We start from the raw sequence: 15,582 nt of genomic DNA, 5'->3' as shown, positions 1-15,582 counted from the left end.
TATCTAGCCCCGAACCGCGCTCAGCGAAACCCCTGCCTTTTGCAAGGCATCCCAGATACGGGCGTCGCGGCCGTAAACGTCGTTACGATACTGCATCGGACCTTTGGCCTGGGTGAACGCGGTGCGGTAGATGATATGCACCGGCACTTTCTTCTTCAGTTTCACCTGGGTCTGGCGCCGCGTGTCCAGAATCTTGTGAAAGAAGGTCTTGGGGTCCGCTTCCTGCTTGGCCAGCAGCGCATAGGCGAAATCGAACGGTTGCTGCAGACGGATGCACCCGTGGCTGAAGTCGCGTTTGTTGCGCAGAAAGAGGCTCTTGGACGGAGTATCATGCAGGTAGATGTTGTACTTGTTCGGGAACATGAACTTGACCAACCCCAACGCGTTACGCGACGAAGGCGGCTGTTTCAGGTCAAAGGGGAAGTTCCGCGCGTTATAGGCGGCGAAATTCACGTTTGCCCGGCTGACCTGTTGGCCCGACGCATTATAGAGCTTGAGGTGGCCCGCAGCCCCGGGATTGCGCTTCATCTGGGGCAGGTATTCCTTGACCGCGATCGAGCGCGGCACGTTCCAGGTCGGGTTGATCTCGAGATATTCCATCTCGTCGGAAAATTCGGGCGAGCGGCGATCCGAGACGTTTTTCCCCACCACGGCGCGGGTTTCAAAAGTCACCTTGTCATCGTCGATGATACGGGCGCTGAAATCAGTCAGGTTGACCAGGATATGACGCTTGCCGCGCGGCATGTTCAGCCAGCGCTCGCGTTCCATCGCGACCATGATCGACGCCAGCCGGGCCTCAATGGGTTTGTTGATTTCCTGGATCGTCGAGGGCCCGGCAGTGCCGTCGGCTTCCAGCCCGTGCGCCGCCTGAAAGCGTTGCACGGCCTGCTGCAGCTTCGTGTCGTAGCTGCTGGAGGACGAGCGCGCCAGAAAGCCCATCGCCGTCAGGCGATTGCGCAGCGCCACGACTGCAGCCTCCGACGATCCCGGCTTGAGTGAATTGGCAGGCACCTTGGCGCCCCAACCACCGGCGCTCATCTGGCGCTCGAGCCGGTTCTTTGCCTTCAGCAGGCGGGCGTATTCACCGGATTTTGGCGGCAAGGCGCGGAAAAAGCCGCGCGCGTTGCTCTTGGTGAAATTGGTCAGGTAGGATGTGGGGTCGCGGTACGGGACCTCGCGCACGATGCCGCTGTCCACGTTGGAGGGGATCAGCATGCCGGTCTGCATGTCGCGTGCCAGGCGCAGGAATGTCCGGCTCATCTCGACCTCGACACGGCCCAGATCGCGCGGCGTGCGTGCCGATTTCATCAGGCGCATCAGGTTGTCCGCGTCGTAGCGTTCGGCTGGCAGGCCGTGAACGCCGGATTCGGCAATCGCCTGCATCAGGGCCTGACGCCGCTGGCGATCCTTGCGGTCATTGCCGGTCCATATGCCGGTGTAGTTGTTGGCACGGTAGAAATCCGACAACGCCTCGTCGCGCGCCGCTGCTTCGGCGACCGCTTGCTTGAAGGCGGTGACCTGTGCAGATACTTGAGTGGGCAGCACAAGTATGGCCATCAAGACCGTGGCGATGCCGGCCAGAAGCCAGCGATGAATGGTGTACGAGGCAGTTAAAAGCATCGGTTCCCCCAGGAAACAAAAAACACATTTTCAGACGCGTCCCATTTTGAGGGGCCACCCGATGTTGTCCATTCAATTTTATGCCATCACGCCGGTATCTTGCGGGGCTGCGGCCAATTCGCACCGGTTCCATCGAATTTGACACAGTGCCCATGTTTTGCGCGGATTTGTGCCGAAATCACTTGTCCAGACAAAAAACCGCCCCACCCCGTCTTGAGTTAACGATTCTTTGTATGTCATAGATATGATGCATCTGGGGACGAGATGAACGCGCTCGCTGCTACGCGGGTAAATGAATAACGGGACAGGCGCAGATACATGGCTTTTGACACTTCTGGAAACGTAACGCGTCGCGCGTTGCTGGGTGCCTTTGCGGCGACGACGCTGGTGGCGGCACCCACATATTCGAACGCTGCAGGCTTTCTCAAAGGTGCAGGCGATATCCGCAGGATCCGGATGGTTTCACCGCGTACCGGTGAAAAGATCGACACGATCTACTGGATCGAAGGCCAGTATATCAAGGACGCCGTGCGCGAGATTTCGATCTTCATGCGTGACTGGCGCGTTGACGACATCAAGGATATCGACACCCGGACCATCGACATCATGGCGGCAAGCCATAACCTAGTCGATACCACGGAACCCTTCACAATGCTGTCGGGCTATCGCAGCCCCGAAACCAACGCGATGCTGCGCCGCCGGTCGCGCAATGTTGCGCGCAATTCCCGCCACATCGCCGGTCAGGCTGCTGATCTGCGGCTCAAGTCACGGTCTGTCGCCCAGTTGAGCAAAGCCGCCGTTGCCTGCCACAGTGGCGGCGTTGGTAAATATTACCGTTCAAATTTCGTCCATATGGACTGCGGCCCCACGCGCGTCTGGGGCGGCTGACGCACACCCTCCAAGCCTCTCTCAGGTTCATGATCAAGCGCCGTTCCCTTTGGAGCGGCGTTTTTTCTTGCCGATTGCCGATCAGGTGGCGACGGCTCGGCTTTGCTTTTGGTGGGTTCGATGTTGGCAAAGGGTGCGATTGCCTGTTCACGACCGCGCGCGGCCGTGAATTCCGTCAGCTTCGAGCTGCCTTGCAGCGCGTCTGCCTGTCAGCCCTTGGCCAGCTTTGCCATCCGCGCATCGCGCAGGCGCGCGAAATCGTCGCCCGCATGGTAGGAGGAGCGCGTCAGAGGCGTCGCCGAAACCATCAGGAAGCCTTTGCCGAATGCCGCCTTCTCGTAGGCGGCGAACTCTTCGGGGGTCACGAATCGGTCGATGGCGTGGTGCTTGGGCGTCGGCTGCAGGTATTGGCCGATTGTCAGGAAATCGATATCCGCCGCGCGCATGTCATCCATTACCTGATGCACCGCCTGACGATCCTCGCCCAGACCGACCATGATGCCGGATTTGGTGAACATGCTCGGGTCCAGTTCCTTGACCCGTTGCAACAGGCGCAGGCTGTGGAAATAGCGCGCGCCGGGGCGAACCTGGGGATAAAGCCCCGGTACGGTTTCGAGGTTGTGGTTGAACACGTCCGGCTTGGCGGCCACGACGATTTCCAGCACTTCGGGCGCGCAATTCAGGAAATCCGGCGTCAGGATCTCGATCGTCGTACCGGGGCTGCGGTGCCGGATGGCGCGAATCGTCTGGGCGAAATGCTCGGCCCCGCCATCGGCGATATCGTCGCGGTCCACCGAGGTGACGACAACGTGGTTGAGGCCCAGCTTTTGCACCGCGTCCGCGACGCGCCCGGGCTCGAACTCATCAAGCTCCTTGGGCGGCTTGCCGGTCGCGATGTTGCAGAAGGTGCAGGCGCGGGTACAGACCTCGCCCATGATCATCATGGTGGCGTGGCCCTGGCTCCAGCATTCGCCGACATTCGGGCATCCGGCCTCTTCGCAGACGGTGACCAGCTTGTGCTCGCGCATGATGTTGCGGGTATCGATATAGCCCTGGCCGGAGGGTGCCTTGACCCTGATCCAGCTGGGCTTCTTGGGCTGAGGATTGTCCGGGCGCCGGGCTTTTTCGGGGTGTCGCTGTTCCGGAATTTTGAGATCACGCACGTTTTTTTCCCCGCGAAAGATTTGGTAACTTCCCCTAGGTATAAGAGGTGGCGGGGGAAAGTTCCAGTAACGCAGAGCCGCATCGCGGCAGATGTGATTTGTGTAATGAGTATCCCCCGCACCCACGCTTTTGGGGCAAAGTGATGCCTGTATCCCGCCACCCGATTTTGAGCATGGCAGGTTTCCATATAGGCAAGAGTCGGCCCCTCTTCTCCCCCAAAAATGAGCGCGCTGAGCGGTGCAGATAACCGCGTTTATTGCGCCGGCATTATCGCCCCCAAATTTTGTTGGAATTCACCAGTAGCACGCCGTCAGGCGCCGCCGCCTTGCAGGCAAGGCTGATCGGGCATCACGGCCATGATGCGTCCCGCGACATAATGCGGCATCTTGTCAAAAGCAGCATTCCAGAGCTTGCACACGATCTAGAACCATTCTAAATCGTTCCCGTAACCACCTGAATTACTGTAATAGTAGAGGATAAAGCCATGAGAAAAGGCCTTCGCCTTCCCGACATCACGTTCCGCACGCGCGTCCGCGACGAAAGCATCGGCGGCGACAATCCCTTCCGCTGGGAAGACAAGACAACGGCCGATTATTTTGCCGGCAAGCGTGTCATCCTCTTTTCCCTGCCGGGCGCGTTCACGCCCACTTGCTCCACCTACCAATTGCCCGGCTTCGAGAAGAATGCAGAAGCTTTCCGCGAATTGGGTATCGACGATATTTACTGCATGTCCGTCAACGATAGCTTCGTGATGAACAAGTGGGCCGAAAGTCAGAACCTCAAGAATGTCAAAGTCATTCCCGACGGGTCTGGCCAGTTCACGCGCAAGATCGGCATGCTCGTCTCCAAGGACAATCTCGGCTTTGGCATGCGCAGCTGGCGTTACGCCGCGATCGTCGACGATGGCGTGATCGAAGCCTGGTTCGAAGAGCCCGGTCGCTGCGACAACCATTCTGACGATCCTTACGGTGAGTCGAGCCCGGAGAACCTGCTGCGCTGGCTGCGTGGCGAAGCGGAAAGCTCCGCCGCGTAATCATCCGCGCAAACGTTGTGACAGCATTGCGGCCCACCTAACCGGTGGGCCGTTTTTCGTGGTGCTGCTTGAGTCTGCAATCATCCGCCCTCACGGGGTGTTGCGCGAAGTCGCGATTGCTTTTCTCCCCGGCGCGGTGTTTGCTTTTAAACAAAGAAAAATACACCAACGGGAGAAGAGATATGGACGGCGACATCAAGTGCCCTTTTGCAACCCAAAAGCCGGTGACAAACCGCGACTGGTGGCCCGAGCAACTGAACCTGAAGGTGCTGCATCAGCACGGCCGGTCGCCCAATCCGCTGGGTGAAGCGTTTGATTATGCAGAGGCGTTCAAGAGCCTCGATCTGGAGGCGGTCAAGAAAGACCTGTTTGCGTTGATGACCGACAGCCAGGATTGGTGGCCTGCCGATTACGGTCATTACGGCCCGCTGTTCATCCGCATGGCGTGGCACAGCGCCGGCACCTACCGCATCGGCGACGGGCGCGGCGGGGCCTCGACCGGCAACCAGCGGTTCGCGCCGCTCAACAGCTGGCCCGATAACGGCAACCTCGACAAGGCGCGCCGCCTGCTTTGGCCGATCAAGAAGAAATACGGCAACGCGCTGAGCTGGGGTGATCTGATGGTCCTCGCGGGCAACTGCGCCATCGAATCCATGGGAGGACCGATCTTTGGCTTTGGCGGCGGGCGCGCCGACATTTTCGAGCCCGAGGAAGACGTCTATTGGGGCGCAGAAGGCGAATGGCTGGCCACATCGGACACCGAGAACAGCCGCTATTCGGGCGAGCGTGATCTGGAAAACCCGCTGGCCGCCGTTCAGATGGGCCTGATCTACGTCAATCCCGAAGGTCCGGACGGCAACCCCGATCCGGTCGCCTCGGGGCACGATATCCGCGAGACATTCACGCGCATGGGCGTCAATGACGAGGAAACCGTGGCGCTGATTGCGGGCGGGCATACCTTTGGCAAGGCGCATGGTGCGGGCGATCCGATCTATGTCGGCCCCGAACCAGAGGCCAGCGGCTTGGAGGACATGGGCCTGGGCTGGAAGAACAGCTTTGATTCAGGGGTCGGCGTGCATACCACCACAAGCGGCATCGAAGGCGCGTGGAAGCCCAAGCCGACAACCTGGGACATGGGCTATTTCGACGTTCTGTTCAGCAACGAATGGCGGCTGACCAAGAGCCCGGCAGGCGCGCAGCAATGGACCCCCAAGGACCCGCGCCCCGAGCACATGGTCGAGGACGCGCATGATCCGTCGAGAAAGCACCCGCCGATGATGACCACCGCCGATCTGGCGATGCGCTTCGACGAGAAATACGAGGCGATCTCGCGCCGGTTCCACGCCGACCCGGACGCCTTTGCCGATGCCTTTGCGCGGGCGTGGTTCAAGCTGACGCATCGCGACATGGGGCCGAAATCCCGCTATCTTGGTCCGGATGTCCCGGCAGAGGATCTGATCTGGCAGGACCCGATTCCGGCGGTCGATCATGCGCTGATCGACGCGGGCGACATTGCGCGGCTGAAATCGGATATCCTTGGCAGCGGGCTGAGTGTCGGCGAACTGGTTCGCACCGCGTGGGCCTCGGCCTCGACCTTCCGGGGATCTGACAATCGGGGCGGCGCCAATGGCGCGCGCATCCGTCTGGCGCCGCAGAAGGATTGGGAGGTGAACGAGCCCGCGCAACTGGCCAAGGTGCTGGATGTGCTGACGGGCATCCAATCGGCGTTCAACGATGCGCAGACCGGAGGTAAGCGCGTCTCATTGGCCGATCTGATCGTGCTGGGCGGCTGTGCCGCGATCGAGCAGGCCGCCAAGGCGGGCGGTCATGAGATCGACGTGCCGTTTCATCCCGGCCGCATGGATGCCAGTGCCGAGCAGACCGACCCCGACAGCTTTGCGGTGCTGGAGCCGGTCGTGGACGGGTTCCGCAACTACGCAAAGGCGGACTTCAATGTGCCCGCCGAAAAGCTGCTGGTGGATCGCGCGCAACTGCTGGGGCTGGGCGCGCCCGAGATGACCGTGCTGGTCGGCGGTTTGCGGGTTCTGGGTGCCAATGCAGGCGGCTCGGCGCATGGCGTGCTGACTGATCGCGTCGGAACCTTGAGCAATGATTTCTTCACCAACCTGCTGGACATGAATATCTGCTGGACCCCGGTCAACGAGGCGCAGAGCGAGTTTGCGGGCAAGGATCGCAGCACCGGCGAGATCAGATGGACCGGCACTCGGGCCGATCTGGTGTTCGGCTCCAGTTCGCAACTGCGGGCTGTCGCTGAAATCTATGGGCAGGATGATGCAGGCCCGCGTTTCGTGCGCGATTTCGTCGCAGCATGGGCCAAGGTGATGGATGCCGATCGCTTCGATCTGGCATAAAACTCTGCCAACATCCGGAAAAAACGCCCCGGTCATTGCCGGGGCGTTTTGCGTCACCAGAGCGCGGCGGTGGACCATGACAGCCCTCTCGGCTTAGGCTGGGAGCAACAACGGAGAGTGCGTGATGGACTGGCAATCGCACCGGCGAGAGGCGCATGACCTCGGCCACATGCAGGAGTTTCTCAAGCAGATCGTCTATGGCGGCAATGACGGGATCGTCACGACCTTTGCCATTGTCGCAGGCTTTGCCGGGGCGGCGGCAGATGGTGTCGCGCAGATCGGCGGGCTGGCGGTGCTGGTCTTTGGCCTGGCCAACCTTTTTGCCGACGCGACCAGCATGGGGCTGGGCGAATTTCTGTCACTGCGATCAGAACATGATCTTTACCGGGCGCGCCGCAACAGCGAGTTGCGCGAGATTGCCGAGAATCCCGATCATGAACAGGTCGAACTGTTCATGATCCTGCGCCAGCGCGGCCTGCCTGCGGGCGAGGCGGATACGCTGGCGGATATCCTTACCCGGCACCCGCCGATCATGGCCGACCTGATGATGACCTATGAATTCGGCATGCAGGACCCCGACGGCGAAAGCCCTGTGATGAACGGGCTTTATACCTTTGGGTCGTTCATCATTTTCGGGGCGGTGCCGCTGGTGCCCTATTTCCTGTGGCATCCGACGCAGCAGACCTTTTACCTGTCGATCGCGGCGACGCTTGTCGCGTTGGTCGCGTTGGGTCTGCTGCGGTGGAACGCAACCGGCTTGCGGCTGATGCGCACGGTTGGTGAGACGGTGCTGGTGGGCACCGTCTGTGCGCTGGTGGCCTATGCGGTGGGGGCAATTGTCGGCGGCTGAGCGATGTGGCAGGCGGGTTGACGCCCCCTACCCGATCATCCCGCCCGCATCGCCCAGCAAAGCATAGTGCCGCTTGAGCCGTTGCAGCGCGATCCGCAACACGATCTTGCCGGAGCGCGCCGACCAGCCCATCCGCTTTTCCGCGCTCTCCAGCCCTTCCAGATGGCAGCAGCAGCGCAGCGCGATATCGCCCAGCCCTGGCCCGAGGTCACGCAATGCCCCCTGAACCCTGCGGCGCGCAGCGGCGGCACCGCGATCCGGCACGTTGTCCCCACCGCTGTCGATGTCGCCGCCGATCAGGAAACGGTCCCAATCCTGGCCCGCATCGGCGCCAATCTGCGACAGCTCGAAATCCTCGCGCAGCCGTTCGCCGGCCCTGACCAGATCATCCGAGATGAAGCGCGCCCCTTGCGGGTGATGTGATAGCGCGCGACCCGGCCCGACTGATCGCAGGCGATCCACGCCTTGAGCGCCATCGCCTCGGCGATCTCGCGGTCCACCACGGCCGTGCGGGTCGCATCGCCCGCCGGGCCATCGCGGACCACGACGGCCTTTTCCATCTGTGGCGCGACGGCCAGCACAGCACCGGCCTCGCATAGCCGCCGCAGGATGCGCTGGCTTTCGGTCTTCAGCCGGGATTCGGATATTTGTCCCAGGTCCATGGCAGTCTTGGTCATCGGTTTCCCCTTGGATGAGGAACCGGCTTTCTCGCTCGGGCCGAGCCGCTGGCCGAGCGCGCGCAAGGCTTCGTCGACCAGGTGATCGTCGCGACGGGTCTCGAAACGCCTGATCCGTCGCAGAACCGTGGAAGCGTGGCAGCCCGTGCCGCGGGCCAGGGCACGAATGGACGCCCCCTTTTCGGTGTGCAGCAGATACAGGAGCGCCCCGTCCGGCACCCAGGACGGAACACAGCCTGCCTCCCTCAACGACGCGCCTCGGTTTTGCATCTGCTACCCTCCATTGCTTGTGGGGCTTGGCCGGCCAGACCGGCGTGCCCCATCTTTGTCCACATTTTCGGCCCCGAAGCATTCGCAGGCTGTTTGACTGGCCTGTTCGCGACATTTTCGCTGACCTGTCCACAGTGGCGAACGCAACCTATGCGAGTAAAGATTACCGGTTCGCTAATTGTTGCTAACCCGTCAACCTTTGTTCCGAATTCGTAAACAATCAGGCACAGGGGCGTGCGCAACAAAGGCGCGAGGCGCAACACCCGCTTAGGCTGCGCCATGGTGGCCACCACCCTGAAAACGGAGACCCGCCATGAAAGACACCCTGAACACCCTCGCCACGCTGCGCCGCCCGCGCATCCTGATCCGTGCCGCACGTATCGGTGCGGCGGAGTATCGGCGCGATGCGCATTTGCGGCGCCATCTGGGCTATGGGCCGTTGCCGCGCCCGGAGGCGGCCCTTGGCGCATTGGTGAAAATGGAAGCGGCGCTGGAAACCCAGCGCCGCCAAGACAGCGCGGGCTATGTTGCCTCGCGCCATGTCGATATCCTGATCGCGATGATGGGCGAGGCGCGCATCCTGCGCGCCGCCGCCCTGCAACCGGTCACATGAAGGAGTCCGGCATCGATTCCTTCTTGCGCGCGATATAATCGGCTAGCCCTTCGGCGATTCCTTCGTCGAGGGGCGGTTGCTGATAGGTGTCCAGCATCCGGCGCATGCGGACGTTGGCCAGCGTCATGGTATCGCGGCCGCCCTCCTCTTCCCAGGTCTCGAACGGCTTGTAATCCAGCAAATCCGTACGCCAGAAAGCGTTCTTGAAATTCGCCTGCGTGTGGGCGCAGCCGAGGTAATGCCCGCCGGGGCCGACCTCGCGGATGGCATCCATCGCCTGAGCGTTTTCGTCATGCGCGACGCCGCGTGCAAGGTGATGCAATACGCCCAGTTGGTCAGCATCCATCACGAATTTCTCGAAGGACGACACCAGCCCGCCTTCGAGCCAGCCACATGAATGCAGCATGAAGTTCACGCCGCCCAACAGCACCGCATTATGGGTGTGCGCGCTCTCATAGGCTGCCTGAGCATCGGGCAGCTTGGACCCGCACAACCCGCCGCCGGACCGGTAGGGCAGATTCATGCGACGCGCCAACTGACCTGCACCATAAAGAATATGGCTGGCTTCGGGCGTGCCAAAGGTGGGCGCACCGGAGTTCATGTCAATCGACGTGACGAAGGCCCCGAAGATCACCGGCGCGCCGGGGCGCACCAACTGGCTGTAGGCGATGCCGGCCAGAACCTCGGCCAGAACCTGCGTCAGCGTGCCGACGACCGATACAGGTGCCATCGCACCGCCAACGATAAAGGGCGACAGGATGCAGGCCTGATTGTTCTTGGCGTAGACTTCCATCGCGCCCATCATCACATCGTCGAAGGTCATCGGCGAGTTGACGTTGATGAGCGAGGTCATCACGGTGTTTTCCTGAACGAATTCCTTACCAAAGAGGATCTCGCACATCTCGACGCTGTCCTGCGCGCGGCTGGGTTCGGTGACCGAGCCCATGAACGGCTTGTCCGAGAGCGTCATGTGGGCGTGCAGCATGTCGAGGTGACGCTTGTTCACGGCCACGTCGGTGGGTTCACAGACCGTGCCGCCGGAATGGTGCAGCCATTTCGACATGTAGCCCAGTTTCACGAATTTGCGGAAATCATCCATCGTGGCGTAACGGCGGCCGCCATCCATGTCGCGCACGAAGGGGGGGCCGTAGACCGGCGCGCAGACCAGGGTGTTGCCGCCGATCTCGACGGTGCGCGCAGGGTTGCGGGCGTGCTGGGTGATCCGGCTGGGAGCGGTCGAACACAGCTTGCGTGCCAGACCCTTTGGTATGCGCACGCGTTCGCCGGTGATATCCGCACCGGCCTCGCGCCAACGCTCCAGCGCAGCGGGGTTGTTGACGAAATTGACGCCGACCTCTTCGAGAATCGTTTCGGCATTCGCCTCGATGATCTCCAGCACCTCTTCGGTCAGAGGCTCATAGAGGGGAATATTGCGTTCGATATACTTGGCGGTTTCGATGCTGACCGCGGTACGTTCCGCCCTGCGCGCGGCACCGCCGCCTCCCCGTGCCCGTCTGGGGGCTGCTGTTTCAGTCATATATGACTTCCCTTGTCAGTCGTGGCCCCTCATGGGCCCTGTGAATACCATACGACATTATCCGACCGAAATCCTGCGCCGCGGGAGATAACCGCCACTTGCGGGGGGAAAGCGACATGTCGCAATTGCGCCGCGTTCCGGCAGGTCTGCCGCGGTCGCGTCAAAACCCCGCGTCGCCCTCTTGCCTTGCGCCGCGCCGCGCCCTACTAGGCAAACATGACAGATCCATCGCATGACCGCCTTCTGATAATCGACTTCGGCAGCCAGGTAACGCAGCTGATTGCGCGCCGCCTGCGTGAGCTGAATGTCTATTGCGAGATTCACCCCTACAACATCGTCACTGACGAGTTTCTCGAACGGTTCGCGCCGCGCGCCGTGATCTTGTCGGGGGGGCCATGCAGCGTGCTGGACGCCGGAGCCCCGCGCCCGCCCGCCAGCGTTTTCGAACTTGGTGTGCCGATCCTTGGCATTTGCTACGGCCAGCAGGTGATGATGCAGATGCTGGGCGGCCACGTCGAACGCGGCGATGCCACCGCCGAGTTTGGCCGCGCCTATGTGACCCCCACCAAAGAGCGCATCGACCTGCTGAACGGCTGGTTCCTTGAGAATCGCGAGCAAGTCTGGATGAGCCACGGCGACCATGTCAGCCGGATCGCCCCCGGCTTTGCCGTTTATGCCACGTCTCCCGGTGCGCCCTTTGCGATCACCGCCGACCTGAAACGCAATTTCTATGCGGTGCAGTTTCACCCCGAGGTGCATCACACACCGAATGGCCGCACGCTCTATGAAAATTTCGTCAGGCTGGCAGGCTTCAAGGGCGACTGGACAATGGCCGCCTATCGCGAGGAAGCGGTGCAGAAAATCCGCGACCAAGTGGGCGACGGTCATGTGATCTGCGGTCTTTCGGGGGGCGTCGACAGCTCTGTTGCCGCGGTGCTGATCCACGAGGCGATCGGCGATCAGTTGACTTGCGTCTTTGTGGATCATGGCCTGCTGCGCCAAGGCGAGGCGGACGAGGTCGTGGGGATGTTCCGCGATCATTACAACATCCCGCTGATCCATGCCGACGAAGCCGACCTGTTCCTTGGTGAGCTTGACGGTGTAAGCGACCCGGAAACCAAGAGGAAAATCATTGGCCGCCTCTTTATCGATGTGTTCCAGAAACACGCCAACGCCATCGACGGGGCGGAATTTCTGGCGCAGGGCACGCTCTATCCGGATGTGATCGAAAGCGTCAGCTTCTCGGGTGGTCCCAGCGTCACGATCAAGAGCCATCACAATGTTGGTGGCCTGCCCGAGAAAATGGGTCTGAAGCTGGTTGAGCCTTTGCGCGAGCTGTTCAAGGACGAGGTGCGCGCGCTTGGCCGCGAGCTTGGCCTGCCCGACAGTTTCATCGGACGTCACCCTTTCCCCGGACCGGGCCTCGCGATCCGTTGCCCCGGCGAGATCACCCGCGAAAAGCTGGAGATCCTGCGCAAGGCCGATGCGGTCTATATCGATCAGATCCGCAAGCATGGGCTCTATGATGAGATATGGCAGGCTTTCGTCGCCATTCTGCCGGTACGCACCGTTGGCGTGATGGGCGACGGGCGGACCTATGATTTCGCCTGCGCGCTGCGCGCCGTCACTTCCGTTGACGGAATGACCGCTGATTATTACCCTTTCAGCCACGAATTCCTGGGCGAGACGGCGACGCGGATCATCAACGAGGTGCGCGGGATCAATCGCGTCACATACGACATCACCAGCAAACCGCCCGGCACGATCGAGTGGGAATGACGGTGCTGGCTGACGATGGGATGCAATGCAGGCGGACCGGAACATGCCAGTATTGATCCGCTCCTAGGGTGACACCGATTTTGTCACCGGATTGCGTGCCATTGCGGCGATTATGGTAATCGCGATTCACACCGGCGCGTTCCGCGAACTTGGCTGGCTGGGTGGCAATATCGCGGATAATGGCAAGTACGGGGTTCAAATTTTCTTTGTGATCTCCGGATTCACCATTGCCCAGACCTTTTGCAACGCACGTGGTTTCTGGCCTTATTTCGGTCGTCGGGTGATGCGGATCGCGCCGCTTTATTACGCGATGATCCTGCTGGGCTTTGCGCTGATCGCCACGGCCACGCTGCCGCACCCCTACTGGATGGAATTTTACGGGTCAGAGCCAAGCCTCTACAACCTGCTGATGCATCTATCGTTCCTCAGTGCTTGGGACCCGACAATTGCGCCGTCTATCTTGGGGGTCGAATGGACGATCCCGATCGAGATGTTCTGGTATGTCACGCTGGCGCTGCTGCTGCCAGTCAGCGGGGATCGCCGGGCAGTGTTCAAGGTTTTTGGCGTGCTGCTGGTGCTGTCCGCGCTGACCCGAGGGCTGGGGCAACTTTACCTTCCGCCCGCAGGGGCACACTTCAACCCATTGACATATGGCGCTTATTTCTACCTTGGAGCCGTCGCAGATCAGATGCGCAGCGTCTTTCGTGAGCGTGAGAAACCTTGGAAACGACAGCGATTGTGGCTGTGCTACGCGGTGTTTGGGCTGGCTTTGATCACCGATATCGGGGTGAATTCAGCCCTTTTGGGTCTCGCGACCGCCGGGATAATTGTATTTTACGACCACAACGCTGCGCGGGCAAAGCTGTTAACATGGCGCCCAATGCTGTTTCTCGGCTCGATCAGTTACAGCCTTTACCTTATACATTATCTGGCGATTACCATTGTGAACGCGATCTGGCCTGCCCATGCTGTTACCGGAACGCCGTTCTTCGTATTGATCACGGCACTGACCATCGTGCTTTCCACAGCGACCTACCTTCTTATCGAGCGACCATCGAACCGTTTGGGCAAAGCGATTTTTGGCGCGCAGCGCGGCACCTGACTCACTCCCCCATACGGTAATGACACAGGCCGACGCCGCGTCGAATACTTGACAAGCAGCACACAACGCCCAAGAAGTGCAGCGTCAGTACAAAGGCCCGCCAATGACCGTCTTCAGCGAACTCGCACACCTTAAGGCCATGTCGGACTGGGCCAAACGGGGCTATTCCGACCACGCACCGCAATTCGTCAAACGGGCGATTTTCCGGAAATATTCGATAGACGGCGCCACCTGGGTGGAGACCGGCACATTCATGGGCCGGACTACGCGGTTTCTGGCCTCGCTTGCGCCGCTGGTCTACACGATCGAGCCTGCGCCCAAACTGTTCAAACGCGCCAAGCGGCGTTTCAAGAACACCCATGTCCACGTTCTGAACGGCACCAGCGAGGATGTGATTCCCACGCTGCTGCCCAAGCTGTCGGGCGATATCTGTTTCTGGCTCGACGGGCATTATTCTGCCGGACAGACCCACAAGGGCCCGACGGACTGCCCGATCGAGCAGGAGCTCGCGGCCATCGCCGCGAATCTCGGGAATTTCGATCGCGTCAGCATCCTGATCGACGATATCCGCCTCTTCCTGCCCAGCGAGACCACCTATTCCGACTACCCTTCGGTCGATTTCCTGGTCGATTGGGCGCGTCAGCACGATTTTGAATGGCGGATCGAGCAGGACATCTTCATCCTGCGCAACTGGGCATGACAATGACCTGCGTGCACTGCCATCGATGACCGCCTCTGTCGCTAATGCCGACTCAGGGAATGTCCTGCGGGCCGCCCTGTGGATGACCGGTGCCATCACGTCGTTTTCCCTGATGGCGATTGCCGGGCGCGCGGTCAGCTTCGAGCTGGATACGTTCGAGATCATGTTTTACCGTAGCGCGATCGGTCTGGTTGCCGTGCTGGTGGTGGCGGGTGTGGCAGGCAAGCTGCACGAGGTGACGCGGCGCAATGTCGGCATTCACCTGTTGCGCAACACCTGCCATTTCGCCGGGCAGAACCTGTGGTTTCTGGCGATCACGCTGATCCCGCTGGCACAGGTCTTTGCGCTGGAGTTTACCGCGCCACTCTGGGCGCTACTGCTGTCGCCCTTTGTTCTGGGCGAGCGACTGACGCGGGTTCGCGTGCTGGCCGCAGCGGCCGGGTTCATCGGCATTCTCATCATCGCGCGCCCGACCCCTGACTCGATCAGCATCGGTATGCTTGCCGGCATCGCTGCGGCCGTCGGCTTTGCCGGGACGGCAGTTCTGACGCGCAAGTTGACCCGAACCGAGACACTGACCTGCATCCTGGTTTACATGACGGCGATCCAGAGTGCGCTGGGCCTGATCTTTGCCGGATATGATGGCGACATCGCCCTGCCCTCTGCGGCCTCTGTCCCTTGGCTGAGCGTGATCGTGCTTTGCGGGCTGGTTGCCCATCTGTGCCTGACCAAAGCCTTGGCGATTGCCCCGGCAACGGTGGTGATGCCGTTCGATTTTGCCCGCCTACCGCTGATCGCAGTGGTTGGCGCATTGTTTTATGACGAAGCGGTGAGTCTCTATCTGATCGCCGGCGCCGCGATGATCTTCGCGGCTAACTATATCAATATCCTCGCAGAAACCCGATCATGGCGGCCGCACGGCAGAGTTGTGTGACTTTTTTGTGTCAACATTGGCTCTGCTGACGTTAGAAGGCATC

The 15,582-nt window shown here is 60.9% G+C and carries 12 protein-coding genes and 1 pseudogene; 9 read left to right on the top strand and 4 right to left on the bottom strand.

Going from position 1 to position 15,582, the window contains the following annotated elements; translation table 11 throughout:
- Positions 1 to 3 precede the first annotated feature (3 nt).
- Positions 4 to 1,620 carry a L,D-transpeptidase family protein gene (locus O3306_RS05305; protein WP_442969974.1) on the bottom strand — a complete coding sequence of 539 codons (1,617 nt, stop codon included), beginning with the start codon at positions 1,618 to 1,620 and terminating at the stop codon, positions 4 to 6.
- A 318-nt stretch (positions 1,621 to 1,938) separates the two neighbouring features.
- Here O3306_RS05305 and O3306_RS05300 point away from each other — a divergent pair, with 318 nt between their 5' ends.
- The gene (locus O3306_RS05300) at positions 1,939 to 2,508 is read left to right on the top strand and encodes a YcbK family protein (protein WP_272004291.1); all 570 of its coding nucleotides are present in this window, start codon (positions 1,939 to 1,941) and stop codon (positions 2,506 to 2,508) included.
- Between the two features lie 209 nt (positions 2,509 to 2,717).
- Here the strand turns inward: O3306_RS05300 and lipA are convergent, their stop codons facing one another.
- Positions 2,718 to 3,671 carry a lipoyl synthase gene (lipA, locus tag O3306_RS05295; protein ID WP_272004289.1) on the bottom strand — a complete coding sequence of 318 codons (954 nt, stop codon included), beginning with the start codon at positions 3,669 to 3,671 and terminating at the stop codon, positions 2,718 to 2,720.
- A gap of 485 nt (positions 3,672 to 4,156) precedes the next feature.
- Here lipA and O3306_RS05290 point away from each other — a divergent pair, with 485 nt between their 5' ends.
- From O3306_RS05290 to O3306_RS05280, 3 genes are all read left to right on the top strand, one after another.
- Entirely contained in the window at positions 4,157 to 4,705 is a 549-nt protein-coding gene (locus O3306_RS05290; RefSeq protein ID WP_272004288.1) for a peroxiredoxin, read from the top strand.
- 182 nt (positions 4,706 to 4,887) lie between these two features.
- Positions 4,888 to 7,077, top strand: coding sequence for a catalase/peroxidase HPI (gene katG / locus O3306_RS05285; protein WP_272004286.1), 2,190 nt, complete (start codon positions 4,888 to 4,890; stop codon positions 7,075 to 7,077).
- Positions 7,078 to 7,201: 124 nt separating this feature from the next.
- Positions 7,202 to 7,927 (top strand): VIT1/CCC1 transporter family protein, encoded by a 726-nt coding sequence (locus O3306_RS05280; protein ID WP_272004284.1) that lies wholly within the window; start codon positions 7,202 to 7,204, stop codon positions 7,925 to 7,927.
- A gap of 27 nt (positions 7,928 to 7,954) precedes the next feature.
- Here the strand turns inward: O3306_RS05280 and O3306_RS05275 are convergent.
- Positions 7,955 to 8,874, bottom strand: a pseudogene (locus tag O3306_RS05275) (DUF6456 domain-containing protein).
- 313 nt (positions 8,875 to 9,187) lie between these two features.
- Here O3306_RS05275 and O3306_RS05270 point away from each other — a divergent pair.
- A complete protein-coding gene (locus tag O3306_RS05270) occupies positions 9,188 to 9,487 on the top strand; it encodes a DUF6477 family protein (RefSeq protein ID WP_272004282.1) in 300 nt (99 codons plus the stop codon).
- Here O3306_RS05270 and O3306_RS05265 read toward each other — a convergent pair.
- Positions 9,480 to 11,024 (bottom strand): trimethylamine methyltransferase family protein, encoded by a 1,545-nt coding sequence (locus tag O3306_RS05265; RefSeq protein ID WP_272004280.1) that lies wholly within the window; start codon positions 11,022 to 11,024, stop codon positions 9,480 to 9,482. The two genes, O3306_RS05270 and O3306_RS05265, sit on opposite strands and share 8 nt — an antisense overlap.
- Positions 11,025 to 11,240: 216 nt before the next feature.
- On the opposite strand from O3306_RS05265, the gene guaA reads away from it, so the two are divergent.
- The 4 genes from guaA to O3306_RS05245 all read left to right on the top strand — a co-directional run bounded on the left by guaA (position 11,241) and on the right by O3306_RS05245 (position 15,539).
- Positions 11,241 to 12,803 (top strand): glutamine-hydrolyzing GMP synthase, encoded by a 1,563-nt coding sequence (guaA, locus tag O3306_RS05260; protein ID WP_272004278.1) that lies wholly within the window; start codon positions 11,241 to 11,243, stop codon positions 12,801 to 12,803.
- 91 nt (positions 12,804 to 12,894) lie between these two features.
- The gene (locus O3306_RS05255) at positions 12,895 to 13,905 is read left to right on the top strand and encodes an acyltransferase family protein (protein WP_272004276.1); all 1,011 of its coding nucleotides are present in this window, start codon (positions 12,895 to 12,897) and stop codon (positions 13,903 to 13,905) included.
- A gap of 103 nt (positions 13,906 to 14,008) precedes the next feature.
- Positions 14,009 to 14,605, top strand: coding sequence for a hypothetical protein (locus tag O3306_RS05250; RefSeq protein WP_272004274.1), 597 nt, complete (start codon positions 14,009 to 14,011; stop codon positions 14,603 to 14,605).
- Between the two features lie 25 nt (positions 14,606 to 14,630).
- Positions 14,631 to 15,539: a DMT family transporter gene (locus O3306_RS05245; RefSeq protein WP_272004273.1), complete on the top strand. Its 909-nt coding sequence runs from the start codon at positions 14,631 to 14,633 to the stop codon at positions 15,537 to 15,539.
- The last annotated feature ends 43 nt before the right edge of the window (positions 15,540 to 15,582 follow it).

The sequence above is a fragment of the Roseovarius sp. ZX-A-9 genome (assembly GCF_028369135.1).
Lineage (GTDB): Bacteria > Pseudomonadota > Alphaproteobacteria > Rhodobacterales > Rhodobacteraceae > Roseovarius.
Note: the sequence above shows the minus strand (reverse complement) of the source record. Positions and strands in the feature narration are given on the sequence as shown.